This window comes from Nocardia sp. 852002-51101_SCH5132738, assembly GCF_001665695.1.
GTDB classification, from domain to species: domain Bacteria; phylum Actinomycetota; class Actinomycetes; order Mycobacteriales; family Mycobacteriaceae; genus Nocardia; species Nocardia nova.
The window spans coordinates 92,460-116,135 of sequence record NZ_LZML01000098.1; the positions used below are offsets into that span (position 1 = coordinate 92,460).

20 protein-coding genes and 1 pseudogene are annotated in these 23,676 nt (G+C 69.0%); 10 read left to right on the forward strand and 11 right to left on the reverse strand.

Going from position 1 to position 23,676, the window contains the following annotated elements; all coding sequences use genetic code 11:
* Positions 1–36 precede the first annotated feature (36 nt).
* On the forward strand, positions 37–1,743 hold the full coding sequence (locus A5789_RS13370) for a nitroreductase family deazaflavin-dependent oxidoreductase (protein WP_064902683.1): 1,707 nt from the start codon (positions 37–39) through the stop codon (positions 1,741–1,743).
* A 60-nt stretch (positions 1,744–1,803) separates the two neighbouring features.
* On the opposite strand, the gene A5789_RS13375 is transcribed toward A5789_RS13370, so the two are convergent.
* The 5 genes from A5789_RS13375 to A5789_RS13395 all read right to left on the reverse strand — a co-directional run bounded on the left by A5789_RS13375 (position 1,804) and on the right by A5789_RS13395 (position 6,039).
* Complete coding sequence (locus A5789_RS13375) at positions 1,804–2,682, reverse strand: VOC family protein (protein ID WP_063015513.1); 879 nt, start codon at positions 2,680–2,682, stop codon at positions 1,804–1,806.
* A 23-nt stretch (positions 2,683–2,705) separates the two neighbouring features.
* Positions 2,706–3,857 carry a ferredoxin--NADP reductase gene (locus tag A5789_RS13380; RefSeq protein WP_082857133.1) on the reverse strand — a complete coding sequence of 384 codons (1,152 nt, stop codon included), beginning with the start codon at positions 3,855–3,857 and terminating at the stop codon, positions 2,706–2,708.
* A 51-nt stretch (positions 3,858–3,908) separates the two neighbouring features.
* The gene (locus tag A5789_RS13385; protein ID WP_063015512.1) at positions 3,909–4,154 is read right to left on the reverse strand and encodes a hypothetical protein; all 246 of its coding nucleotides are present in this window, start codon (positions 4,152–4,154) and stop codon (positions 3,909–3,911) included.
* 11 nt (positions 4,155–4,165) lie between these two features.
* Positions 4,166–5,308 (reverse strand): Rieske 2Fe-2S domain-containing protein, encoded by a 1,143-nt coding sequence (locus tag A5789_RS13390; RefSeq protein WP_063015511.1) that lies wholly within the window; start codon positions 5,306–5,308, stop codon positions 4,166–4,168.
* Between the two features lie 230 nt (positions 5,309–5,538).
* Positions 5,539–6,039 carry a flavin reductase family protein gene (locus tag A5789_RS13395; protein WP_063015529.1) on the reverse strand — a complete coding sequence of 167 codons (501 nt, stop codon included), beginning with the start codon at positions 6,037–6,039 and terminating at the stop codon, positions 5,539–5,541.
* 232 nt (positions 6,040–6,271) lie between these two features.
* On the opposite strand from A5789_RS13395, the gene A5789_RS13400 reads away from it, so the two are divergent.
* Together A5789_RS13400 and A5789_RS13405 are read left to right on the forward strand one after the other, a co-directional pair.
* Entirely contained in the window at positions 6,272–7,114 is an 843-nt protein-coding gene (locus A5789_RS13400; protein ID WP_063015510.1) for an IclR family transcriptional regulator, read from the forward strand.
* A 38-nt stretch (positions 7,115–7,152) separates the two neighbouring features.
* Positions 7,153–7,779 carry a PadR family transcriptional regulator gene (locus tag A5789_RS13405; RefSeq protein WP_063015509.1) on the forward strand — a complete coding sequence of 209 codons (627 nt, stop codon included), beginning with the start codon at positions 7,153–7,155 and terminating at the stop codon, positions 7,777–7,779.
* A gap of 38 nt (positions 7,780–7,817) precedes the next feature.
* On the opposite strand, the gene A5789_RS13410 is transcribed toward A5789_RS13405, so the two are convergent.
* Entirely contained in the window at positions 7,818–8,480 is a 663-nt protein-coding gene (locus A5789_RS13410; protein WP_064902682.1) for a class I SAM-dependent methyltransferase, read from the reverse strand.
* Positions 8,481–8,627: 147 nt separating this feature from the next.
* Here A5789_RS13410 and A5789_RS13415 point away from each other — a divergent pair.
* A pseudogene (locus A5789_RS13415) lies at positions 8,628–9,833 on the forward strand (bifunctional 3,4-dihydroxy-2-butanone-4-phosphate synthase/GTP cyclohydrolase II); the annotation flags it as partial.
* 64 nt (positions 9,834–9,897) lie between these two features.
* On the opposite strand, the gene A5789_RS35590 reads toward A5789_RS13415, so the two are convergent.
* Complete coding sequence (locus A5789_RS35590; protein WP_082940687.1) at positions 9,898–10,260, reverse strand: MmcQ/YjbR family DNA-binding protein; 363 nt, start codon at positions 10,258–10,260, stop codon at positions 9,898–9,900.
* Between the two features lie 54 nt (positions 10,261–10,314).
* Positions 10,315–11,226, reverse strand: a complete 912-nt coding sequence (locus tag A5789_RS13420; protein ID WP_063015506.1) for a TIGR03564 family F420-dependent LLM class oxidoreductase — start codon at positions 11,224–11,226, stop codon at positions 10,315–10,317.
* 170 nt (positions 11,227–11,396) lie between these two features.
* On the opposite strand from A5789_RS13420, the gene A5789_RS13425 reads away from it, so the two are divergent.
* The gene (locus tag A5789_RS13425; protein ID WP_063015505.1) at positions 11,397–13,679 is read left to right on the forward strand and encodes a LuxR C-terminal-related transcriptional regulator; all 2,283 of its coding nucleotides are present in this window, start codon (positions 11,397–11,399) and stop codon (positions 13,677–13,679) included.
* 132 nt (positions 13,680–13,811) lie between these two features.
* Here A5789_RS13425 and A5789_RS36560 read toward each other — a convergent pair whose 3' ends face one another.
* Together A5789_RS36560 and hsaA are read right to left on the reverse strand one after the other, a co-directional pair.
* The gene (locus A5789_RS36560) at positions 13,812–14,222 is read right to left on the reverse strand and encodes an alpha/beta fold hydrolase (protein WP_227462733.1); all 411 of its coding nucleotides are present in this window, start codon (positions 14,220–14,222) and stop codon (positions 13,812–13,814) included.
* Positions 14,152–15,315 (reverse strand): 3-hydroxy-9,10-secoandrosta-1,3,5(10)-triene-9,17-dione monooxygenase oxygenase subunit, encoded by a 1,164-nt coding sequence (hsaA, locus tag A5789_RS13430; RefSeq protein ID WP_064906980.1) that lies wholly within the window; start codon positions 15,313–15,315, stop codon positions 14,152–14,154. Before hsaA ends, A5789_RS36560 begins: the two co-directional genes overlap by 71 nt.
* Before the next feature lie 224 nt (positions 15,316–15,539).
* Between hsaA and A5789_RS13435 the strand changes: the two genes are divergently transcribed.
* From A5789_RS13435 to A5789_RS13445, 3 genes are all read left to right on the forward strand, one after another.
* Entirely contained in the window at positions 15,540–18,005 is a 2,466-nt protein-coding gene (locus A5789_RS13435) for a PEP-utilizing enzyme (RefSeq protein ID WP_064906981.1), read from the forward strand.
* Positions 18,006–18,098: 93 nt separating this feature from the next.
* Positions 18,099–19,031, forward strand: a complete 933-nt coding sequence (locus tag A5789_RS13440) for a tyrosine-protein phosphatase (protein WP_227462732.1) — start codon at positions 18,099–18,101, stop codon at positions 19,029–19,031.
* 73 nt (positions 19,032–19,104) lie between these two features.
* Complete coding sequence (locus A5789_RS13445) at positions 19,105–20,580, forward strand: FAD-dependent oxidoreductase (protein WP_064906982.1); 1,476 nt, start codon at positions 19,105–19,107, stop codon at positions 20,578–20,580.
* A 38-nt stretch (positions 20,581–20,618) separates the two neighbouring features.
* Here the strand turns inward: A5789_RS13445 and A5789_RS13450 are convergent, their stop codons facing one another.
* Positions 20,619–21,641, reverse strand: coding sequence for a GlxA family transcriptional regulator (locus A5789_RS13450; RefSeq protein WP_218022043.1), 1,023 nt, complete (start codon positions 21,639–21,641; stop codon positions 20,619–20,621).
* A 71-nt stretch (positions 21,642–21,712) separates the two neighbouring features.
* Here A5789_RS13450 and A5789_RS13455 point away from each other — a divergent pair, with 71 nt between their 5' ends.
* Together A5789_RS13455 and A5789_RS36565 are read left to right on the forward strand one after the other, a co-directional pair.
* Positions 21,713–23,101 (forward strand): MFS transporter, encoded by a 1,389-nt coding sequence (locus tag A5789_RS13455; RefSeq protein WP_155525580.1) that lies wholly within the window; start codon positions 21,713–21,715, stop codon positions 23,099–23,101.
* A gap of 76 nt (positions 23,102–23,177) precedes the next feature.
* Positions 23,178–23,555 (forward strand): helix-turn-helix domain-containing protein, encoded by a 378-nt coding sequence (locus A5789_RS36565; protein WP_227462731.1) that lies wholly within the window; start codon positions 23,178–23,180, stop codon positions 23,553–23,555.
* Positions 23,556–23,676: the final 121 nt, after the last annotated feature.

Consider the following 23,676-nt stretch of genomic DNA (forward strand, 5'->3'; position numbering starts at 1 on the left):
ATACCTCATTTCCGATCCGCGCCCTGGAGGATAGGCATGACCGGACTGCACGACCCACTCCCCCTGCCCTGTGGCCAGGTACTGCCCAACCGGATCATGAAATCGGCGCTCAGCGAGGGGCTCGGCACCGCGGCACATGCTCCCGACGACCGGCTGGTCCGGCTGTATCGCCGCTGGGGAGCGGGCGGCTACGGCCTGATCGTCACCGGCAATGTGATGATCGACCGCACCCAGCTCGGCGAGCCGGGCAATGTGGTTATCGACGACGATCGCGATCTCGCCGCGCTGACGCGCTGGGCGAAGGCCGCCAAGGACGGCGGCACCCCGATCTGGATGCAGCTGAATCATCCCGGCCGCCAAGCCAATCCGCTGGCCACCCGGCAACGGCCGGTGGCGCCCTCGGCGATCGCGTCGGGAGTGCCGGGCCTGCCCACGCCGCGAGCGCTCACCGAGGCCGAGATCCACGATCTGATCCGGCGCTTCGCCGACGCGGCGCGGATCGCGGAATCGGCAGGCTTCGACGGGGTGCAGATTCACGGCGCCCACGGCTATCTGGTGTCGCAGTTCCTGTCCCCGCTGGCCAATCAGCGCACCGACGACTGGGGCGGTGACGGGCAGCGCCGCGCCCGCTTTCTGCTCGAGGTGGTCGGCGCGATTCGCGCGGCGGTCCAGCCGGGCTTCGCGGTGGCCGTCAAGCTGAATTCGGCGGATTTCCAGCGTGGTGGTTTCACCGAGGAGGAATCGCGGGAGGTGGTCCGGCAGTTGGCCCGGCAGCCGCTGGATCTGATCGAAATCAGCGGCGGCAGCTACGAATCCCCGGCGATGATGGGCCGGTCCCGCAGCGCGGCGGCGAGTACCCGAGCGCGGGAGGCCTACTTCCTGGAGTACGCGGAGACCGTGCGGCGGGTCGCGGCCGCGGTGCCGCTGGCGGTCACCGGCGGGTTCCGCAGCCGGACGGCGATGGGCGGTGCGGTCGACTCCGGCGCCTGCGATGTGGTCGGACTCGGCCGCCCCACCACGGTGTACCCGGCCGCTGCCGCCGACCTGCTCACCGGCGGGACCGAAGTCCTCCGCCCGCCGTCGATTTCGCTCGGCCTGCGTGGCCGGATCGCGCGCAGCGGTACGTTGCGCGCGGTCGACGGCGCCCTGGATCTGCAATGGCACACCGATCAGCTGCATCGACTCGGCGCCGGGCTGGATCCGGATCCGGCCCGGTCACCGTGGTCGACCGCGATAACCATGCTGCGCCGCAACGGACTCGACGCTTTCCGATCCCGGCGCACGACAGCCGGCACCGACCGTAAGTCGACGAAGTTCCGGATCGAACGCGCCGTCGGCCGCTATCTGGTCAACCCCGGATTCGCCGCACTGGACCGGGTGGGTGTGCGGTCCACCTTCGCGACCGAACTGGAGACCATCGGCCGCAAATCCGGCCAGCCGCGCCGGGTCCCGGTATCGGTGCTGTTCGACGACGACGGCGCGTGGATCATCTGCCAGCACGGCATGCGGTCGGGCTGGGGCAACAATGTGCGCGCCGATCCTTCGGTGCGCCTGCGGCACCACGGAACCTGGCGCGCGGCCACGGCGGAGTTGCGCCCGGACGACGACGTGGTCGCCCGGGCCCGCGCCTTCGCCCCGCACCCGGCGCTCGCACCGCTGACCGCCGCCGGATTCGCCGCGTTGCAGACCGATCCGATCTCGGTGCGGGTCACGTTCACCGACGTGCAGGAACCAGACCTGTAACTACTGTGGTCGCCGGTTCGCCTCACCGCGTGCCGGCCGCCATACGGTGGTGACGGCCGCTCAGCCGCGCGCCCATTCGTGGCCCCAGTAGCTGTCGGCCGTCATCTCCTCCGCGACGTAGTCCTCGCCCACGAGCATTCCCTCGCAACCGAATTCGAGGTCCCAGCCGCCCGGGGTGCGGACGTAGAAGGAGATCATCTTGTCGTTGGTGTGGCGGCCGAGTGTCGAGGACAGGTGATAGCCCGCCTTGGTCACCCGGTCGAGAGCCCGGCCGACATCGTCGAGCGCATCGACCTCGACCATCACGTGCACGATCCCCGGACCGTCGCCACGGCCGCCCGGAATCAGCGCCAGGCTGTGGTGGCGGGGATTGACACCCATGAACCGGATCCAGATCGGATGTTCGGGGGGACCCACCCGGAACGAACCGCGCGAGGCGAAGTCCAGTACCTCGGTGTAGAACTGCCGCGCGGCCTCGATATCGGGCACCGGCAGGACGACGTGGCCGAGACCGAGATCGCCGGAGACGAAACGGTTTCCGTACTTTCCGACCACCGGGCTGTGATCGAGCAGAGGTCCGTGGAAGACCTCGACGGTGAATCCGGCCGGATCGGTGAAGCTGATCGCCTCCTCGACGTGACGCGCGGCGGATTCGGCCAGGGTGAGTTCGGTGACCTCGACACCGGCCGCGGTGAGCGTTTCGCGCACCAGCGTCAGCGAGCGCCGGTCGGCGACCTGCCAGCCGACGGCGATCACCTCGTCACGATCGCCCGGTACCAACTCCAGGCGGTAGGTGTGCTCGTCGGTGCGCAGATAGACCGACTCCGGATTCGGGCCCGACCCTTCGGCGAATCCGATGATGTCGAAGGCGAATTCACGCCACGCGGCGATATCGGCGATCCGCGCTCGGACATAACCGAGCGAGCTGACGGCGGCCATTTTCTCTCCTCGAAGAATGGGGTTCAGGAATAGCTGATCGAAACGTCGTCGGTGGCCGGTACCGCCTGACAGGCGAGCACGTAGCCCTCGGCGAGATCCTCCTCTTCGAGAACCTCGTTGCGGCGCATGGACACCTCGCCGGACACCACCCGGCACACACACGCGCTGCACGCGCCCTCGCGGCACGAATACGGCGCCTCGAGTCCCGCTGCCAGCAAGGTATCCAACAGGACCTGGCGTCGCGGCCACGCCATCCGGTGATGCTCGCCGTCGAGCTCGACCTCGACGTTCGCCGAGTCGGCGGGGTCGGCGTCGTCGCTCGCGGGGGGTGCGGCCTCGAACGGATTGCCGGTCAGGGAAACGAACTTCTCCATGTGCACGCGCCGCCGGTCGGCGCCGTGCGCGGCCATCGCGGCGGCGACGGCGTCCATGAACGGCCCCGGACCGCAGACGAACGTCTCGCGATCGGCCCAGTGCCGCACCAGCGCGGACAGTTGCGGCACACTCGGCAGGCCCTGCACCGATTCCAGCCAGTGCAGCACCTGCAGCCGATCCGGATGGGCCCCCGCGAGTTCCGCGAGTTCCGCGGCGAAGATGACCGACGATTCGTCGCGATTGGCGTACACGAGGGTGCAGTGGCCGCTGCCCTGCGCGAGCACCGATTTCAGGATCGACAACACCGGGGTGATGCCGCTGCCACCGGCGAACAGCAGCAGATCGGTGTCCAGCGAGGCCGGGGTGAACAGTCCGGCGGGCGGCAGCACCTGCAGGGTGTCACCGGCGACGGCGTTGTCGCACAACCAGTTCGACGCATATCCGGCCGCTGTGCGTTTGACGGTGACCTTCAGCGGCCCACCCTCGTGCGGTGCGCTCGACAGCGAGTAGCACCGGCTCACCGAACCGGTCAGCTCACTGGGGATGCGCACAGTGAGGAATTGCCCGGGCCGATAGCCGAACCGCTCGGCGTGTTCGGGCTGCGGCGCCAATTCGAGTGACACCGCGTCCGCGGTTTCGTGCACCACACGGACGATCTCGACCACGACCGGATCGGCCGGCGACCCGGCGGCCGCCACGACGCCGTCCGCGGATTCGCCACCGGTTGCCGAGTCACGAGGGCCGGCGTCCTCGCGCGACGTGCGCGGCTCACGCACGTCGAGTTCGATCGCGGCATCCATCGAGCACCACCACATCCATTCCTGTGCCGTTCATCCAGCTTCCTGCCCCTGTCATGCCACCGTCCGGCCGCGGGTGCGCACATCGACATCGCGGGTACTCACGCTCAACTGGCCCGACTGCACCGCCGCGTCGATGCTCTCGCGCAGGGCGGTGCAGGTGTGCGCATGCGTGCCCGGCTGCGACAGTTCGGTGCACGCGTGCATCGCCGACCGGCTCCACTGCACGCTCGTGTGCTGCGGGCTGAACTTCTCCACCAGCACGCACGTTCCGCAGGATCGGCACGAAACCTCGTCCATCGCGATAACTCTCAGCCCGCCACGGCCTGTTCGGCCCGCTTGGCGAGGTTCTCGGCGACCTCGGCCTCCCAGGCGGTGACCGCGCGGGTGGTGTCGACCTCGAATTCGAAGCGCGCGGTCATCTCCTCCGAGATGTCGGCGACGTCGGTGTAGAACTGCTCGTACCATCGGCGCAGCTGATAGACCGGTCCGTCCTCCTCGCACAGCAGCGGATTGTTGATGCGCGACTTGCGCTTCCAGATCGCCGCGTCCTGTTCGAACCCCTTGCCGAGACCGCCGACGAAGGAGGCCGCGATCTGCTCGGCCCGCTCCGGCGAGACGCCCTGCGGCTTCTTCGCGATGGCCCCGTACTGCAGCACGAACCGGTTCTCGGTGATCGGGTAATGGCAGTTGATCAGGTAGCCCTCGACCGAGAGATCCGCGCTGTCGCTGCGCAGGTAGTCGATCATGTAGGAGGGCCCGTAGTAGGACGCCTCCGAATGCAGAGTGTTCTTGCCGCCCAACGCCTTCGCCGTCTCGCCCATCATGTCCTCGCGCGAGATGGAGGTCATGTACTGACTGGCGATGTGGCCCTCGAAGACGTTCTTGAAGAACGTCGGGAAGCCGTAGTGCACGTAGAAGAAGTGCGCCATGTCGACCACGTTGTCGACCACTTCCCGGCAGTTGGCCTCGACGATCATCGAGTTCCAGGTCCAGTCGGTCCATTCGTCGTCGAAGGCGGCGTCGATGCGCGGGATGGTGATGTCCGCGGGCGGCTGCTTGCCCTCCGGATCGTTCCAGACGAACAGCTGCTTGTTCTGCTCCAGCGTCGGCCACGCCTTGGTGCGCGCCAGCGGAGGCACCCGGCGCGCGTACGGGATTCCGGTGCATTTGCCCTTGCCGTTCCACCGCCAGTCGTGGAAGGGGCAGGCCAGCGAATCGCCCTTGACGGTGCCGTCGGCGAGATTGCCGCCCATATGCGGGCAGTAGGCGTTGAGGACGTTGAGCGTGCCGTCCTCGGCGGCGAACACGACCAGTTCGGTGCCGAAGGCGGCGACGGTGTGCGGCGTGCCGTCGCGGAAGGAGTCCGCCAGGCCCAGGCAGTGCCAGCCGCGGGCGAACCGGGTCGGCGGTGCGCCGGCGTCGATGACCCGCACTTCGCTGTCGCTGTTCATGATTCCTCCGTCTCGAATGCGATCGGCCTCGATTGCGATCGGCCTCGACTACCCGCCGGCCGAACCCGCCCCGGGTGATGACTCGATGCTCGCCATCGGGACGGGGGCCCGGCACGCGTAGTCCCACTGGCCGGGAGATCCGCTCCGGCCATCGGCAGTGACGGGACGCCTCGGCGGTGCGGGCGGGTACGCACCGGGCTCGTCACCACCGGCATGCCCGCGGACCCGCGTCAGTGCCCGTGCAGACGTTCGAACGAGGAGCGGTAGAACAGCAGCGGCGCCTGTTCGGAATGTTCGGCGAGTGCGGTGACTCGCGCGATCACGATGGTGTGGTCGCCGCCGTCCACCTCGCGATCCAGTTCGCAATCGATACTGGCCAGCGCACCGCTCAGCCGCGGCGACCCGTTTCCGGAGACCTCCCAGTCCACGCCGGCGAATTTGTCGGTGCCGCTGCGGGACAGCGCGCGGCAGATGTCGGCCTGATCGTGGGCGAGGATGTTCACGCAGAATCGTCCTACCTCGCGGATGCGCGGCCACGACGTCGAGGTCCGCGCGGGGAAGAAGCAGACCCGGGGCGGATCGAGGGACAGCGACGAGAACGACTGGCAGCTGAATCCGATCGGCTGGTCGCCGGACAGAGCGGTGATCACCGTGACCCCGGAGCAGAACCTGCTCAGCACGGATTTGAAGGTCGCCTCCGAGATCTCGTCCACCTGTACTACCGGCTCCACGGCCACTCCTTGTTTCGGACAGACATATAGCTGTAAGTCATGACACCAGGTCGGCCCCGGCGCCCGTCAACGGCCAGGTCCGGTGAACGGGAGAGATTTCGGTAGCACTTACGTAGTTCCACCGATTCGCGATCGGTGTGGTGGCAGCCACTGTGATAGGTGACACAAATGCCGAACCGAACATGCCTAGTCGAAATACTTCTAGTCTGCATATGAGCCAACGGAGGTACATATGACCGTCACCGTGCTGCCCTCCGCGGAACGCACCACCACGGCCGCGCGTCACGCGACGACGGGCGCCAGGGCTCATCGCGCCGGTGCGCCGATTCCGGTGTCGATGATCGAGCGAATGACGTTGATCCTGGACGCCTTCGACGCGAACACCCCGACTCTGACACTGCTGGAACTGGTCGAGCGGACCGGACTTCCGCGCTCGACGGTCCACCGCATCCTGGATCAGATGATCCGGCTGCGCTGGCTGGCGCATTCCGCCGGCGGCTACCGCCTCGGCATGCGCACGCTCGAACTGGGCGGACTCACCGCGGACCACAACGAGATTCGCGATGCGGTGAGTCCGCTGCTGCACGAACTGTCGCAGCGGACGGGCATGGTGGGCCACCTGGCGGTGCTCGACGGTCGCGAGGTCGTCTACCTGGACAAGGCCGGCGGCCGGTTCGCCGCGGCGCTGCCGACCCGGCTCGGGGGCCGGATGCCCGCGCACGCAACGGCTTTGGGCAAGTCGATGCTGGCGGCGCTGGAACCCACCATCGCCGAGGCCGCCTTCCGCGGCCGGCTGCCCCGGCTCACTCCGCGCACCCTGGCCGAGCCCGACGCGCTGCATCGCGAACTCGGGCAGATCCGGTTGCGCCAAGGCGTGGCGATCGACCGCGAGGAGGCGATGGTCGGCATCGCGTGTGTGGCCGCGCCGCTGCGTGGCCGCGGCGCCCCACCGGCCGCACTCTCGCTCTCGGGACGGGCCGAGGCGATGAGTTACGACCGGCTGGCCCGGGTGGTCCTCGAGGTCGTGCACGAGGCCGGGCGAGCGCTGTTCCCGCACCGCACCCGCTGGCGCTGATTTCGGATCCGCATATGACTGGACGGTATAGTTCGGCGATGACATCTGGCACCGATCTGCCGACCACTTCGTGGGCCGTGCTCGGGATGCTTTCGCATGCGGACGAATTGTCCGGCTACGACCTGAAGAAGTGGGCGGACTGGAGTTTGCAGTTCTTCTACTGGAGCCCGTCGTTCAGCCAGATCTACGCCGAACTCAAACGCCTCGAGAAGCACGGGTACGTCACTTCGCGCACCGTGACCTCCGAGGACGGTGTGCGCGGCAAGCGGATGTACGCGATCACCACGAGCGGCCGGGATGCCGTGGCGCATTGGGTCAATCATTCACCGGTGGAAGCGCCGGTGCTGAAACACAGTGTGCTGCTGCGGGCCTGGCTCGGTCATCTGGCCGAGCCGGAGCGGCTGCGCGAAATCCTCACCGCGCATATCGATTACGCGGAGAAGATGCGCCGCCGCGCCGCCGCCGACGCCGAGGGGTCCGACGCCAACCCGGATTGGGCCTTTCCCAGTGCCGTGTTGCGGTGGTGCATCCGCCACTACGAGGCGGAGCGCCAACTGGCCGAGGATCTGCTCGACGACCTGGAGGCGTTGAACAAGCGCGGGCGGCTGCCCCGCAATCGCGAGGCGCCGCTCGCACCGCCGAAGTCGAAGTCTCGTCCCCGATAGCTTCACCGCGGGACACGCGGTACCTACCGGGTCCGTCGCTACACTCGCCGGATCCGGGCCAGCCAGGCGGCGGTATCCACGGTCCCGTTCTCGGCGACGTTCAGCCCGGCGACCTGATCGGCGACCACCGGGGTGACCCGGCCACGATAGGACGTGGGCCGCAGATCCTCCAATTCCCAACCGGCGCCGAAGGATTCACGCAGCATCCGATCGCTGATGCGGGGCCCGAAGCCCGGGTCGGCGTCGGACAGCGCCAGGACGTGCACCAGACCGCCCGGAGCGCACAGGGTGTGCAGCGACCGGACGTAGGCGGCGCGGGTACCGGGATCCTCGCGGAAGATGTGGAACAGGGCGCTGTCGACGATCGTGTCGAAGACGCCGAGTTCGGCGGCCGCGGCGGGATCGGCGCCGAGCCGGACGGCGTCGGCTACCCGGAAACGCGCCGCGGGCACCCCCTTCGCGGCGGCGTTGCGCCGCGCGTACTCGACGGCGCTCGGCGACAGGTCGAGACCCAGCACGTCGTAGCCCAGGGCGGTGAGGGCGATGGTGTGCTCCCCCGCACCCGTTCCGACATCGAGCACCCGCCCCCGGATCAACCCCTCGCGTTCCACCTCCACGATCGCGGGCTGCGGCTCACCGATCACCCAGGGAGCGGTGTCGTCGTCGTAGACGGTGTTCCAGAACTCTGCGGCCTGTGTCATGACCCCAGCGTGCATCCTCAACCGCACTCGAGGTCAACGCCGACGTCGGGTTCCGGAAAATCGACGTCCCCAGAATCTCACTGAGCGGAACCCTTCCTAGCGGGAGGCCTTTCGGAATATTTCTATTAGGCATACAGGAGGTGCACGATGACCGGTGAACTCGATTCCATCCAGAACGCACTCGACGCCCTGGCCGCCGGCCGGCCCGTCGTGGTGGTCGACGAGGAGGATCGGGAGAACGAAGGTGATCTCGTACTGGCCGCGGAATTCGCGACCGCGCAGACCATCGGATTCCTGATCCGCCACACCAGCGGCGTGCTGTGCGTGCCGATGCCCGGCGCCGATCTCGACCGGCTCTCGCTCCCCCCGATGACGGCGGTCAACGAGGATCCCAAGGGCACCGCCTACACCGTATCGGTCGATGCGGCCGCGGGCGTCAGCACGGGTATCTCGGCGGCCGACCGCGCCCACACCATGCGGCTGCTGGCCGATCCGCGCACCACCCCCGCCGATCTCACCCGGCCCGGGCACGTCTTCCCGCTGCGGGCGCATCCGCGCGGCGTGCTGGGCCGCGCCGGGCACACCGAGGCGACCGTCGACCTGTTGCGCGCGGCCGGGTTACGGCCCGCGGGCGTGATCGCGGAGGTCGTCAACGACGACGGATCGATGGCCCGGCTGCCGCAGCTGCTGACCTTCGCGCGCGAGCACGAGCTGCCGATCATCTCCATCGCCGACCTCGTCGAGTACCGAAAGCACCGCGAGCACACCGTCACCCGGCTCGCGCAGACCCGGCTGCCCACCCGCTACGGCGATTTTCAGGTCTTCGGCTACCGCGACGCCGACTCCGGCACGCAACCGGTCGAACATCTCGCCCTGGTCTTCGGCGATCCGTCCGGAACCGACGTCCTGGCCCGGCTGCACTCGGAATGCCTGACCGGCGACGCGTTCGGCTCGCTGCGCTGCGATTGCGGTGAACAGCTCGACGCCGCCCTGCGCGCGGTGGCTGCCGAGGGACGCGGTGTCGTGGTGTATCTGCGGGGCCAGGAGGGCCGCGGCATCGGCCTGCTGAACAAGTTGCGCGCCTACGAACTGCAGGACGCGGGCGCCGACACCGTGGACGCGAACCTGCGTCTCGGCCTGCCGATCGATGCCCGCCGCTACGGCGCGGGCGCGCAGATCCTGAGCGATCTGGGTGTCGAATCGGTGCGGTTGCTCAGCAACAATCCGGACAAGCAGGCGGGCCTGCAAGCACACGGCATCGCGGTGACGCACCGGATTCCGCTGCAGACCGACCCGACCGAACACAACGTCCGCTACCTGCGCACCAAACGCGAGCGCATGCGCCACCAGCTGGGCTCGACGTCGCCTCCGCCGCGGCGAACTGACATATCTTGTGCCGCAACGGTTGTCGCCGAGATCAGAGACGATGTTCGGCGAGCCAGCGCCGGCCGCGCGCCGCTGAGGCCCGCGACAGCCAGGCGTCCTGGACGATTTCGCGCAGTTCGTCGAGGTCGAGTTCACCGATGTGGGCCCCACGCAGCAGCACCGACAGATGCCCGTCGAAATGAGCGGTGGTGAAGAACGGCGAATCCGGATCCTGAACGAGCGCACGCTTGTCCGACTGCGACGGCACCCAGAAGACGATCACGTCCGGGTACCGTTCGCCGGTGACCGGATCGACGGCGTCCGGGCGCGGGGTGCGGAAGAAGATGAACGACTTGCCACCGACCTGGAAGACCGGATTGCCGCTGGACCCGCGCACCACGGTGACGTGCGGCATCGCCAGGGCGAGTGCTTCCACGTCCTCGATCCGCGCCCGGCGTGCCACCGTCGCTCAGTCCGCCAGCTGGGTGAGCAACTTGCGGGTGCGCTCGGCGGCCTGGCCGCCGACGAAGGGCGCGGCCACGAATTCCGTGGCACCGGCGGCGAACACCTTCTCGATGCGGGCGGCGACCTGCTCCTCGGTGCCGATGATCGCCAGATCGGCCGGCCCCTCGGCGCCCTCGCGATCCATCATGGCCCGATACGAGGGCAGCGAACCGTAGGCGGCGAAGACGGTCGCGGCCTTCTCCCGGCCGCGATCGATATCGTCGGTGACCAGCACCGGCAGCGAGCAGACCACCCGCGGCGCGGGCCGGCCGGCCTCGGCGGCAGCCGCGGTGATGGTCGGTGCGATGTGGTCGGCGATGGTCGCGGGGCCGGTCATCCACAGCACAGTGCCGTCGGTGCGGCGCGCGGCCAATTTCAGCATCTGGGTTCCCATCGCGGCCACGAGCACCGGGATCCGGCCGGTCTCCCCCGCGGTCAGGCCGAGGTTCGCGCTCAGGGTCTCGCCCTGGTACGACACCGGTTGTCCCTCGAGCAGCGGCCCGAGAATCGACAGGTACTCCTTCATGTGCCGGGCCGGGCGGCCGAAGTCGTAGCCGAACATGTTCTCGATGACGATCTGATGCGACAGCCCGATCCCCAGGGTGAGCCGTCCGCGACCGACGGCGAGCGCGGTGGTGGCGGCCTGCTGGGCCAGGGCGCCCGGGTGCCGCGGATAGGTCGGCACCACGGCCGTGCCGAGTTCGATATTCGGCACCTTGCTGCCGGCGACGGCGAGCGCGGTCAGCGCGTCGAGACCGAAGATGTGCGACAGCCACGCCGATTCGAAACCCTCGTCGGCCACCTGCTGCAGTTCGTCGGTCAGGCGCACGAGCGCATCCGGTCCGGTCTGTTCGCTGAGCATGATGCCGATCCGCACTGCGGGCCTCCTGGGGACGAGGGGTCTGTGGGTTCGCGGCCCCGACGGACCGCGGGTCGAATATCGGTTCGCCGTCTCAGCCTATTCCCGTTTCCACCGTCCGCGGGCACGTGGGACCGACATCGCCGATGTGGTCCGCACGCGTTTCGATCACGATAGGGTTGGCGATCATGGCGCGGCGTGTCACCGGGAATCTTCCCGCCGAGGTCACCAGTTTCGTCGGCCGCCGCGACGAACTGGCCACCGCGAAACGGCTGCTGCCCGCGACCCGGGTGCTGACTCTGCTCGGCCCGGGCGGCGTGGGCAAGACGCGGCTGTCGCGACAGGTCGGCGCGGCGATGGCGCGCGCCTTCCCGGACGGGGTGTGGCTGGTCGAACTGGCCGATGTGCACGATCCCGATCTGGTCACCCTCAGCGTCGCCGAGGCGTTGGATCTGCGCGACGACACCACGGCGCCGCTGGACCGGCTCACCGAATTCCTCGCCAGCAAACGACTCCTGCTGATCCTGGACAACTGCGAACATCTCATCGACGCGTGCGCGACCCTGGTCGCCCATCTCGTCGCCGCCACCCCCGAGGTGCGGGTGCTGGCCACCAGCCGCGAGGTGCTGGGCATACCCGGTGAGCAGGTGATGCCGATTCCGCCGCTGTCGGTCGCCGACGTCGACAGCGATGCGATGCGGCTGCTGGTGGAGCGGGCGACCGCCGCGAATCCGGATTTCACCTTCACCCCAGCCAACCGCGACACCCTCGCCGCGATCTGCCAGCGCCTCGACGGCATCCCGCTGGCGCTGGAACTGGCGGCATTGCGGTTCCGGGTGTTCACGCCCGAGCAGATTCGCGACCGGCTCGACGACACCATGGACCTGCTCAGCGCCGGACCACGCACCGCACCGCAGCGTCAGCAGACCATCGAGGGTGCGATCCGCTGGAGCTACGAACTGTGCACACCCGCGGAACAGCAGCTGTGGCAACAGTTGTCGGTCTTCGCCGGCGGTTTCGACATCGAGGCCGCCGAGGCCGTATGTCAGCTGCCACCGGGGCCACAGGGACTGCTCGACGCGCTGACCGGTCTGGTCGACAAGTCGGTGCTGCGATTGCGCTACGACGCTGCCGCGCCGCGCTATTCGATGCTGGAACCGATCCGGCAGTTCGGCCAGGACCGCCTCGTCGCGCACGGTGACGAGCGCCGGGTGCGGGCCCGCCACCGCGACCACTACCGCGGGCTGGCCCTGCGTGGGCAGACCGCGTACTGGAGTTCCGACGATCTGGCGTGGTTCCGCGAATTGGCGCGCGAACACGCCAATCTGCGCTCGGCCCTGCAATTCTCGATGCTCGACGCACCGCAGCTGGCGATGGAGACCGCGACCGTGCTGCGCCCGTTCTGGGAGCATTACCGGTTCCTCTCCGAGGGGTATCGGTGGCTGACCGACGCCCTGGCCCGGAATCCGGAACCGAGCTGGGAACGAGCGCGCGCACTGTCGTCGGCGGCCTCGTTGGCGGCACTGCTGTCGGATCGGGAGTCGGCGGCGCGGCTGGCGAGCGAATGCGTCACCGTCGCCACCGATCTGGGCGCGTCCGACATCCTCGCCGAGGCGGAACTGGACGCGGCACTGATCGATTTCACCGACGCCGATACCGCGGGTGCGCTGCGCCGCTCCGAGGAGGCGGTCCGGCTGGCCCGCGCCACCGAGCATCACGCCACCGAAATGGACAGTCTCGCTTTCGGTTTCATGTGCGCGACCCTGCTGGAGGAGCCCCGATCGACCGAGATGGCCCACGAATTCCAGGTGCTCACCCAGCGCTACGGCCCGCATATGCTGGGTGGGCTGGCGTTGTGGACGCTCGGCATCGATCAGTGGCGGCTCGGCGATCAGGACGCCGCCGACGACTACCTCGGACGCGCGATCGAGGAATTCGCGCTGTTCGACCGATGCGTATGGCTGGCTTCGGGTTTCGACGGCATGGCATGGTCGGCCGCCGCCCGTGGCGATGTGGAACGGTCGGCGCGGCTGATGGGCGCGGCCGAGACGCTGCAGCGCAGCACGGTGCGCCTGGCCCATACGATCACCAGCGCGGTGGGTGAAAAGGTGCGCGACGAGGTGCGGAATGCGCTGGGCGACAGCGGTTTCCGCGCCGCCTATGACGCGGGGGCCGCGATGACACTACCGGCGGCGATCGATTTCGCCCTGGGCCGCGGGCCCGCCGCCGAGGAACCACCGGCCCCGCCCGCGCGCCCCACGCCCGTCGACACCGCGGCACTGTCGCTGCTCACCCGCCGGGAGAAGGATGTGGCGCGGCTCGTCGCCGCCGGACACAGCAACAAACGCATCGCGGCCGATCTGGTGATCTCGGTGCGCACGGCCGAGACCCATGTCGAGCACATCCTGACCAAACTCGGCTTCACCTCACGGACCCAGATCGCGGGGTGGGCGCGCGATCACGGGTTGTAGCCGGCCACGACCTGCGGCCGGCGCGGCCCGGAGACGACGGTGGCCGCCGCGCCCCACGAGGGTGCGGCGGCCACCGCGGCGTCGGCGCGAAAGGATCAGCGCGCGTTCACAATCCGTTCCGCAGGAAATCGATCACGGCGCGTTCGAACGGCCCACCGAATTGCCGAGCAGGTGCGCGGTGTCGATGCCGAGTTCGTCCAGCAGGCCCAGGACCGCGTCGACGGCGATCCGCAGATAGTTGCCGTCGTAGGTTTCGGGCCGTTCACTGGCGCCGAATCCCGGCTGATCCAGCACCAGGCAGCGGAAGTGCGGAGCCAGCGCCTCGAGATTGGCGCCGAAGTTGGCCCAGCCCGAACCCCGGCGCCGGAACCGTGCAACAGCACCAGCGGCGCACCGGAACCCGCCTCGTGGTACCGCAGTTTCACGCCGTCGACGGTGACCCAGCGGGTGGTCTCCTCGGCAGTGAAACCCATCAGACCATCCGCTCCGTGACCTCGACACCCATCTCACCCTGACCGTACATCGCCAGCGCTCGCTCGACATCGTTGATCACGTGCGCGTTGCCGGCGTGGGCGTCACGCCAGTTGCGTTCGATCACATTGGGTTTGCGGATCGAGTGGCCGCCGGAGTTCTCGAACAGCAGATCGATCGCGTAAATCGCGCGTTCGGTGCCGCGCACCTGATCGCGGCGGGTGCGCAACCGCAGCTCGTACGGAATCTCCTCGCCCGCTTCGGCATAGCGCAGCTGCTCGGTGATATTGCGTTCCTGCTGCAGGATGGCCGCGTCGATCTCCGAAGCGGCACGTGCGATCCGCACCTGAGCGAACGGATCCTCGGCCACCTTCTGCCCGCCGTAGGACAGCCGGACCCGCTCGCGCTGACGCCGCAGATGCGACTCGTAGGCGCCCTGCGCGGCGCCGATGATCGGCGCGGTGATGGTGTTGGAGAACACGCTGGCGAACGAGATTCGATACAGCGCAGCGGTGTTCACCTCCTGCCCGGGGCCCACGAGCGCGGACTGATCGGCTGCGCTGTACGCGCGATACGCCGGGATGAAGGCCTTCTCGACGATGATGTCGTTACTTCCGGTGCCCGACAGGCCCGACACATGCCAAACGTCCTCGATGCGGTAGTCGGTGCGCGGCACCAGCACCGTCAGGTAATCGGCTCCGCCCTGATCGTTCGGCACCACCGCGCCCAGGAACGCCCAGTCGGCATGATCGCCACCGGAGGAGAAACTCCACCGGCCACTCATCTCGAAGCCGCCGTCGACCGGAGTCAGCTTGCCGGTGGGCGCATACGACGAGGAGACCAGCGTGTCGGGATCCTCACCCCACACATCCTGCTGGGCGCGCGGGTCGAACAACCCCAGCTGCCACGGATGCGCACCCAGCACCGAGGCCACCCACGCGCTCGACGGGCAGACGGTCGCGATCGCGCGAATCACCTCGTAGAAGGCGACCGGCGACTCCTCCGCACCGCCGAAGCGGCTCGGCTGCAACATCCGGAACACGCCCGCCTCGGTCAGCTCGCGGATCGTCTCGGCAGGCACCCGCCGCTCCTGCTCGGCCGTCACCGCCCGTTCCCCGATCGCCGGGAGCAGGTCCCGCACCCGATCGAGCACCTTGTTCGCCATTGCCGGTGTTCCTCCCTGCCTCTGCGCTGTCACGCACTGGGTCGATGCCTCGACGGTAGGGGCGGGCTGGAGTGGCGGGCCCGAGAAGTCCCGATCATCGGAATGCAGGGGCCGAGACCCCGCCGGAGCGAAGCGCGGGCCGAAACCCAACTCCACTCAGCGAAACGCCGCGCCCGCTGACCGGGACTTCGCGCGGGCACCCTGCAATCCACTCGTCATGGTGTGTGAACGGCGTCACGTTCGTGGGTGGCGCACGCGAGGAGGAAGAGTCGATGCGGGTCCTGATCACCGGAGTCACCACACCCACCGGTCGCGCGGTGGCGCGCATGCTGGCGGCCGCCGGGCACGACGTCGCCGGAGCGGACCGGGTTCGGCACCGGTATGTGGATCCGCGGATCGAGGTGCATATCGCCGATCCCGGCAGTGCCGGCGCCTACCGCGGCATCGTGGACGGCTGCGACGTGGTGCTGGACGTTTCGGACGGACCGGTCGCGGCGGTTGCCGCCGCGGCGCAGGAGGCGGGTGCCCGGCTGGTTGTGCTCGCCTCGCCCGAGCGGGAGAGCCTGGCGCGCACAGCCATTGCGGCCACCGGCGCGCGGGCGCTGCTGGTTCGTCCCGCCTTGGTGGCCGGTCGACGCACCACCGAGGGAAGCCGCGCGGTGGTTCGGACACTGCTGAACGCGAGCGGCTCTCAGCGGATTCCGCTGGTGCACACCGACGACGTGGAACGCTTCCTGGTACTGGCTGCGATTTCCGATCGCATCGGTGCGGTGGACCTCGTTGCGCCCGAGCTTGCTTCCGGTTCACAGGCGCGGACGATGCTGCGGGAAGCCGGTCTGCGGATTCCGCCTCGCGTCCCGGGCACCGGCGGAGTTCGCCTGCGGGATCTCGACCCCGCTGCGGCACAGCATGATTGGGACTTCTGTTACGGCTGGACCGGCACCGAAGTGGTCGAGGACATGGCGCGTGGCCTGGTCGGCCGCCGCGCGCACGGCACCGGCTTCCGCGCCCGCCGCGGCGCGATCCCGCTGACCGACTATGTGATTCCCGCCCGCGCGAAGACTTCCGACGGGCATCCGCTGGAGGTGGCCGCGCCGGAGGGCCTGGAGGGCGAATTCGACGATCGGGTCGACCCGCGCATTCCGGTACACACCGCCACCAACACCTCCGAGGCGCTGCCGGGCCCGATGAGCCCACTCACCATCGACCTGCAGGCGGGGGCGATCCGGCTCGCCAATGCCGCGATGGGCCACATGATCGCCCTCGAGGGCATCGCCCTCGAGCATTGGACCAGCCGCGTCACCTCGGTGCTCGGCCACCACATCTTCATCAACGCCTCGATCGGCGTCCTCGCCGCTGACAATATGCCGGGCTGGGACGAGGACAGCATCCGCCGCGACGTGTACGGCGCCATCCCGCCCGAGGTCCCGTTGCAGCCCCAGGGCCGTCCGCCGATGCCGACCGGAATGGGCAGCACCTGGGGGACGGCCAAGGCCACCGGCCGGGTGCTGGCGACGGCACTGCGCTTCGGCACCACCACCGAAACGATCAACGCCGCCTCGCATCGGGAGGCACTGTCCCGCAACGACATCGAGAAGCTGACCGATGCGCGGCTGCATGCGCGGGCACTGCTGTGGCGGGATCGGCTCAATCAGTCGTGGGCGGCGGCCTCCATCGGCGTCATGCTGGTCGGCGCCGCGACCGCCATGCACGCACGCGGCAAAGACGATCCGGACGTTCCGATCGACGTGAACCGCCTCGAATCGGCGCGACCGATGCTGGCGGTGGAACGGCTGGCCGCGGTCTGCCGCGCGGAACCCGCCGTGCACGAGGCCGCCCGGGCGGGCGACGTCGCCCTGGCCCGCAGCCGCTCGCCGCGCTTCGCGCAGGCCTTGGACGCCGAGCTGGCGGTGGTCGGCCATCGCGGGCCGGGCGAATGCGAATTCCTCAACCCGACCTTCGGCGACCGCCCCGAGTTGCTGGTCACCGCCGCGGCCCGGGCCGCGGAACTCCCGGCGCCGAAGCGCGACGCGGTCGCCGAGCCGACCGCCCGCACCGCGCGGATGGCCGTCGGCGCCACGGTCTCGCGGGAACGTGTCCGCGATGCGGTGGTGCGGTATACGAACTGCCTGCGCATGGCGGCCCGTGAGCTGGCTGCGCGCCTGGTCGACCGGCACGAACTCAACAATGTCGACGACGCCTGGTTCCTCACGCTCGACGAATTGCTGTGGGCCCCGGCGGATCTGAAGGATCGCGTGGCACGCCGACGCGAAGAGCGGGTGCGGCTGCAGGCGGTGCGGATGCCGGATCTGGTGGTCGGCCACTGGGAACCGCAGCCGGTCTCGGGTGCGCTCGCCGTCGGCGAGAGCCTCACCGGCACCGGAGTGAGCGCCGGTGTCGTGGAGGGCACGGTGAAACTGGTGCTGAGCTCCGACGACGATATCGAGCCCGGCGACATCCTGGTCGCCTCGGTTACCGATACCGGCCATACCGCGATGTTCGCCTACGCCGCCGCGGTGGTCACCGATATCGGCGGCTCGGCCTCGCATGCGGCCATCGTGGCCCGCGAGTTCGGCATTCCGTGCGTGGTGGACACCAAGACCGCCAGCACGGGTCTGTCCGACGGTCAGCGGGTTCGGGTCGACGGCGCCGCCGGAACCGTGACGCTACTGGCCGACGCCGACGCCTGAGGCTCGCCGAAACGACGCCGCGCGAACGAATCCCGCGGCTCAGGACGTGGTCCGTCGTCGATCCGGCGGACCTCGAGGAAAGGAACACCACCCGTGCCGATTTCGCATGTCCTGCGGGGGTCGGTGGCCGGTTTGGCCGCCGCGCTCATCGCCGTCCTCCCCGCCGCGACCACCCCGGCGTTCGCCGCGCCGCCACTGGTCCACACCTCGCCGGCCACCTCGGATCAGCAACAGTCCCTGGGCATTTCCGCACCCAACGCCCGCGATATCGGTGGCTATCCGACGCAGCACGGAGGCGGGAAGATTCGGTTCGGCCTGGTCTACCGCTCCGACGCGCTCAACCGGCTGACACCGGCGGATCAGCAGAAGCTGGCCTCGCTGCAGATCGGCAAGGCCATCGACTTCCGCAGCCCGAACGAGATGAAGGCCGCCCCGGATCAGCTGCCGTCGTCGATCCCCTACAGCGCGCAGTCGGTCTGGGATCCGAACAACGATTTCTATCTCATGGTGTCGAGCATCATCGCCGGCGGACCGCAGGTGCAGCAGGACAAGCTCGGCGACGGGAAGGCCGCGCAGATCATGCGCGACTACTACCGCTGGCTGGTCACCGACGGTTCGGCCCGGGCGCAGTTCGCTTCGGCGCTGAAGGAGATCGCGAACTCCCCGAATGCGGTGCTCTACCATTGCACCTCCGGTAAGGACCGCACCGGCTGGATGACCGCGATCCTGATGTCGGCGCTGGATGTGCCCAGGGGCCAGATCTACAAGGAGTACCTGGCGTCCAACGACTATCTGGCCGCGAGCAACAAGGCACAGATGGATGCGCTGGTGCAGCGGGGTCTGGTCACCGATCCGTCGCTGTTCGAACCGATTCTGGGTGTCCAGGCCGATTATCTGGACGCCTCCTTCGACCAGGTCCAGCAGTCCTACGGCTCCTTCGATCGGTTCCTGTCCGACGGCTTGGGCGTGGACTCGGCGACGGTCGACGCCCTGAAGGCCAAGTTGCTGGACAAGCCGGGCCGCTGAGCCCACCCGCACCCGACCACCGGCACGCCGCGCTCACCGTCGAGCGCGGCGTCCCGCCGAGGAGAGGCAGACCATGCCGGATCACGCGGTGACGCCACGATCGTCGACCGAGATCACCCGCTACGACCTGGACACCGACGTGCTGGTCGTCGGATACGGATGCGCCGGTGCCGCAGCGGCATTCGAAGCCGCGCGCACGGGAGCGCGAGTCCTGGTGCTCGATCGCGCGGGCGGTCCGGGCGGCTCGTCGGCGATGTCGGGCGGTGAGATCTACCTCGGCGGGGGCACCCCGATCCAAACCGCCTGCGGCTTCGACGACACCCCGGCCGATATGGCCGCCTACCTGACCGCCGCCCTCGGCCCCGGCGCCGACACCGCGAAGATCGCCGACTACTGCGAGCACAGTGTCGAGCATTTCCACTGGCTGGTCGACCGCGGCGTGCCGTTCGCACCGTCGCTCTGGGATGCCCCGGCGTGGGTGCCGCCCACCGACGACGGCCTGATGTGGCTCGGCGAGAACAGCTGGCCCTTCACCGAGATCGCCCGTCCCGCCCCGCGCGGGCATCGGCCGACCGCCAACGACTTCGGCGGTCGCCTGCTGATGCAATGCCTCAGCGCGGCGACCGAATCGGCCGGTGTGACATCCCTTTTCGACACCGCCGCCACCGCGCTGATTCTCGCCGGCGACGGCACGGTCACCGGCGTGGTCGCCCGGCAGTACGGCCGCGAACTGACGATTCGAGTCCGGCGCGGATGTGTCCTCACCACCGGCGGATTCGTCGACAACGACGAGATGCTCGCCGCGCACGCCCCGCTGCTGCTCGGCCATACCAAGGTCAGCGCCGGTACCGACGACGGCAGCGGCATCCGCATGGCGCAGGCCGCGGGTGCGGCGGTGCGGCACATGTCGACGGGGCAGGTGGGGATTTCCCTGATTCCCGGACTGGCAGCGCGCGGAATCGTGGTGAACGACAAGGGACAGCGCTTCGTCAACGAGGACACCTATCCGGGCCGCATCGGCCAGGCGGCGCTGTTCACGCAGGGTATGCGGGTGTGGTTGGTGGTCGACGAGGAAGCATTCGAGGCCGTGCCGGAAGAACAACGCTGGGGTGTGCAGCCGACCCATCTGGCCGAAACCGCCGACGAACTCGGCGCCGCGATGGATCTGCCGCCGGGCGCATTGGCGGCCACACTGTGCCGCTACAACGAATTCGCCGCCGCCGGAACGGATCCCGACCAGCACAAGGCGGCGCGGTGGTTACGTCCGCTGCGCGCCCCGCTGGCGGCCATCGATGTGCGCGCCGGCATTCGCCCGCCCGCCGAAGCCGGCGACCGCCGCGGCACCGGCGCCTCGGTGTTCACGCTCGGCGGTTTGCACACCGACAGGCACGGCCGGGTCCTGGATATCGATGGCGCCGTCATGCCCGGACTGTTCGCCGCCGGCCGCGCGGCGGTCAATCTGCACGGGCAGGGATATATCAGCGGGACGTCGCTCGGTGACGGGACGTTCTTCGGCCGCCGCGCGGGAATTGCCGCGGCGCAGGGTTAGTCACGATCATCGGACCCCTGCGCTGCCGGCGCACCGGTCTACGCCTGTTGCGCCGCCACGACCACCTCGTGCCGATTGCTCCGGTGCGACCGACGGTATTCGCTCGGTGACACACCCACCTCACGCCCGAAGTGGGCGCGCAGATTCGCCGCACTGCCCAGGCCACAGCGCTCGGCCACCACGTCGACGGCGAGGTCGGTGGTTTCCAGCAATTCTCGCGCTCGGATGATGCGCTGGGTGAGCAGCCAGCGCAGCGGGGTCGTGCCCAGTTCGGCATGGAATCGCCGGGCCAGGGTGCGCTCGCTGAGTCCGCTGTGCCGGGCCAGGTCACCGACGGTCAGTACGGTGTCGAGCCGGGTGAGCGCCCACTGCAGGGTCGCGGCCACGCCCGGATCGGCCGCGTCGACCGGCACCGGATTCCGCAGATACTGCGCCTGCCCGCCCGCGCGGTGCGGCGGCACCACCAGTCCGCGCGCGGCGGCATTGGCGACGCGGGAGCCGAGGTCCTTGCGGATCAGGTGGATACACAGATCCATCCCGGCCATGGTTCCCGCGCTGGTGAGAATCTGCCCGTCGTCGATGTAGAGCACGCTCGCGTCGACATCGAGGTGCGGATACCGTTCCAGCAGGGCCGGGACATGCTTCCAGTGTGTGGTCATGCGACGCCCGTCGAGCAGACCGGCCGCCGCGAGAACGAAAGCGCCCGAACACAATGCGGCGATGCGCGCTCCCGCCTCGTAGGCCGCGCGCACGGCCGCCACCAATTCGGCGGGTGGCTCCGCGCGCACGTTCGGGGTCGCCGGGACGACCACGGTGTCGGCCGCGATCAGATCGTCGTAGTCGTAATCGGTCAGCGTGACGAACGGATCGCGCAGCGTCGCATGCCGGGTGCCGCGGGGGCCGCACATGCGCAGTCGATACCACTGCTCGGCGTCGACCCCGGGCGGCGGTTCGAAGAACACCTGGTACGGGATCGCGACCTCGAACACCGGCTGACCCGGCGCCACCGCGACCGCCACTGTTCCGGCGTGTCCGGATTCGCGCATCACCTCGGCAGTCATGTCGGAAATCTAGCGCATGTTGGCGAATCTGCCACTCGATCCGATGGTTCTGCGACTGAATAGTTGCATACATGACAATTACGGCCAATGTTCGCGCGGATACGCCGATCACCCGATCGCCGCGGCGGTGGCGGATTCTGGCGGTGGCGAGCGTCGCGCAATTTCTCGCGATTCTCGACCTCTTCGCAGTCACCGTCGCCTTCCCGACCCTGCAGACCTCCTTCGCCGGCGCCTCTCCGAACACCGTGTCGTGGGTGCTCAACGCCTACACGATCGTGATGGCCGCACTGCTGGTTCCCGCGGGCCGTCTGGCCGACGACACCGGCCGCCGACGTGGATTCTTCATCGGGATGACACTTTTCGGCGTGGCCTCGATCGGCTGCGCGGTCGCGCCGACACTGGTGGTCTTGATCGCCGCGCGGGTCGTGCAGGCCGCGGCGGCGGCGCTGCTGGTTCCGACCGGCCTCGGACTCGTGTTGCCCTCCTTCGACGTTCGTGAACATCCGACGGTGATGGGGATCTGGACCGCGATCGCCGCGGCGGGCGCCAGTAGCGGCCCGGTGATCGGCGGTCTGCTGCTCGAATGGGGGTGGCGGTGGATCTTCTGGCTGAACGTGCCGATCACGATGGCGGCGCTCGCTGTCGGATGGCGGGTACTGCCCGACATCCGGGCGCGGGTGCGGCGCCGGCTCGACCTGCTCGGCGCCGCACTGATTCTCGGCGCCACCGCGGCACTGACGACCGTCTTCGTTCAAGCCGCGGCGTGGGGCTACGGGTCGGCGGCCACGGTCGCGACACTGGCCGCAGCGGTCGCACTCGCGGCGGCCTTCACCTACCACGTGCGACACCATCCCGATCCGGTGGTGAGCCCGGCTGTGTTGCGGCACAGCATGTTTCGCATCGCCACCCTCGGCGTGTTCTGCTACTACCTGGCCTTCGCGGCCCTCTTGCTCTCGGGCACCCTGTATCTCACCGCGCAGTGGCACTACTCCGAACTGGGAGCCAGCCTGGGGATCGCACCGATTCCGATCAGCTGCCTGCTGGTGTCACCACTGTCCGGCCGCCTCGTCGCTCGCATCGGCGCCCGTGCCTCCGCCGCGCTGGGTGGGCTCGCCATCGCGGCGGGCGCGGGGTGGTGGATCGCTCTGAGCGCTTGCGGCGCTTCGTATCCGCTGGTCTTCCTGCCGGGAGCCGTGCTCGCGGGCGTCAGTACGGCCCTGTTGCAACCGCCGCTGTTCGGCGCCTCGTCGTTGCTGCCGCCGGATCAACTGTCCCTGGGTTCGGGCACGTTGATGATGGCGCGCCAGACCGCGTCGGCACTCGGCGTCGCCGTGCTGACCGCGATCCTCACCCGCACCGCGGGCTACGACCTCGCCGATTTCCGCGCCGGCTGGCTCTATATGGCGGCGATGGGATTGCTGGCCGCGGCAGCGGGGTGGGCGTTCCGTCCGCGCACATGACCGGATCCGACAGTGATCCGTCGTTGCGATCGCCACGGGGCAACCCAGAGGATGGGAGGCATGTCATCGAAGCATCGTGTGGTTATCGCGGCCTTTCCGGACGTGGATCTGCTCGACGTCACCGGACCGGCGCGATATCGAACAACTGCGTACCTACATCGCGGAAAATCTCGACGCCGATTTGTCCGCCGCCGCACTGGCGAGCCGAATGTGCCTGAGCGAGCGGCATTTCGCGCGGGTGTTCCGGCAGGAGATGGGGCTCACCGTGGCCGCCTACGTCGAAGCCGCGCGCGTCGAGTCGGCCCGGCGGTTGCTGGAAACCAGCGACTTCCCGCTATCGCGCGTAGCCCGGTCCGCCGGACTGGGTTCGGTGGAGACCCTGCACCGGGCGTTCCTGCGACGGCTGGGTACCAACCCCGGCGCGTACCGCCGGCGGTTCCGCACCTCCGCCTGATCTTCCCTGCGACGACCGGACCGGGCGACCGCCCGGCCCGGCGCTCCGTCATGCCCGAAAAGGACTGTCCTCCAGAGAAAGAAGGTAGTCATGACCGCCGTCGCGACTGACATCATGGACC

What these genes read in the sequence shown, in the direction of transcription:
- A5789_RS13370 (WP_064902683.1), top strand. Translation starts at nt 37, where the DNA reads ATGACCGGACTGCACGACCCACTCCCCCTGCCCTGTGGCCAGGTACTG.
- A5789_RS13375 (WP_063015513.1), bottom strand. Translation starts at nt 2,682, where the DNA reads ATGGCCGCCGTCAGCTCGCTCGGTTATGTCCGAGCGCGGATCGCCGAT.
- A5789_RS13380 (WP_082857133.1), bottom strand. Translation starts at nt 3,857, where the DNA reads ATGGATGCCGCGATCGAACTCGACGTGCGTGAGCCGCGCACGTCGCGC.
- A5789_RS13385 (WP_063015512.1), bottom strand. Translation starts at nt 4,154, where the DNA reads ATGGACGAGGTTTCGTGCCGATCCTGCGGAACGTGCGTGCTGGTGGAG.
- A5789_RS13390 (WP_063015511.1), bottom strand. Translation starts at nt 5,308, where the DNA reads ATGAACAGCGACAGCGAAGTGCGGGTCATCGACGCCGGCGCACCGCCG.
- A5789_RS13400 (WP_063015510.1), top strand. Translation starts at nt 6,272, where the DNA reads ATGACCGTCACCGTGCTGCCCTCCGCGGAACGCACCACCACGGCCGCG.
- A5789_RS13405 (WP_063015509.1), top strand. Translation starts at nt 7,153, where the DNA reads ATGACATCTGGCACCGATCTGCCGACCACTTCGTGGGCCGTGCTCGGG.
- A5789_RS13410 (WP_064902682.1), bottom strand. Translation starts at nt 8,480, where the DNA reads ATGACACAGGCCGCAGAGTTCTGGAACACCGTCTACGACGACGACACC.
- A5789_RS35590 (WP_082940687.1), bottom strand. Translation starts at nt 10,260, where the DNA reads ATGCCGCACGTCACCGTGGTGCGCGGGTCCAGCGGCAATCCGGTCTTC.
- A5789_RS13425 (WP_063015505.1), top strand. Translation starts at nt 11,397, where the DNA reads ATGGCGCGGCGTGTCACCGGGAATCTTCCCGCCGAGGTCACCAGTTTC.
- A5789_RS36560 (WP_227462733.1), bottom strand. Translation starts at nt 14,222, where the DNA reads ATGTCGAGCGAGCGCTGGCGATGTACGGTCAGGGTGAGATGGGTGTCG.
- hsaA (WP_064906980.1), bottom strand. Translation starts at nt 15,315, where the DNA reads ATGGCGAACAAGGTGCTCGATCGGGTGCGGGACCTGCTCCCGGCGATC.
- A5789_RS13445 (WP_064906982.1), top strand. Translation starts at nt 19,105, where the DNA reads ATGCCGGATCACGCGGTGACGCCACGATCGTCGACCGAGATCACCCGC.
- A5789_RS13450 (WP_218022043.1), bottom strand. Translation starts at nt 21,641, where the DNA reads ATGACTGCCGAGGTGATGCGCGAATCCGGACACGCCGGAACAGTGGCG.
- A5789_RS13455 (WP_155525580.1), top strand. Translation starts at nt 21,713, where the DNA reads ATGACAATTACGGCCAATGTTCGCGCGGATACGCCGATCACCCGATCG.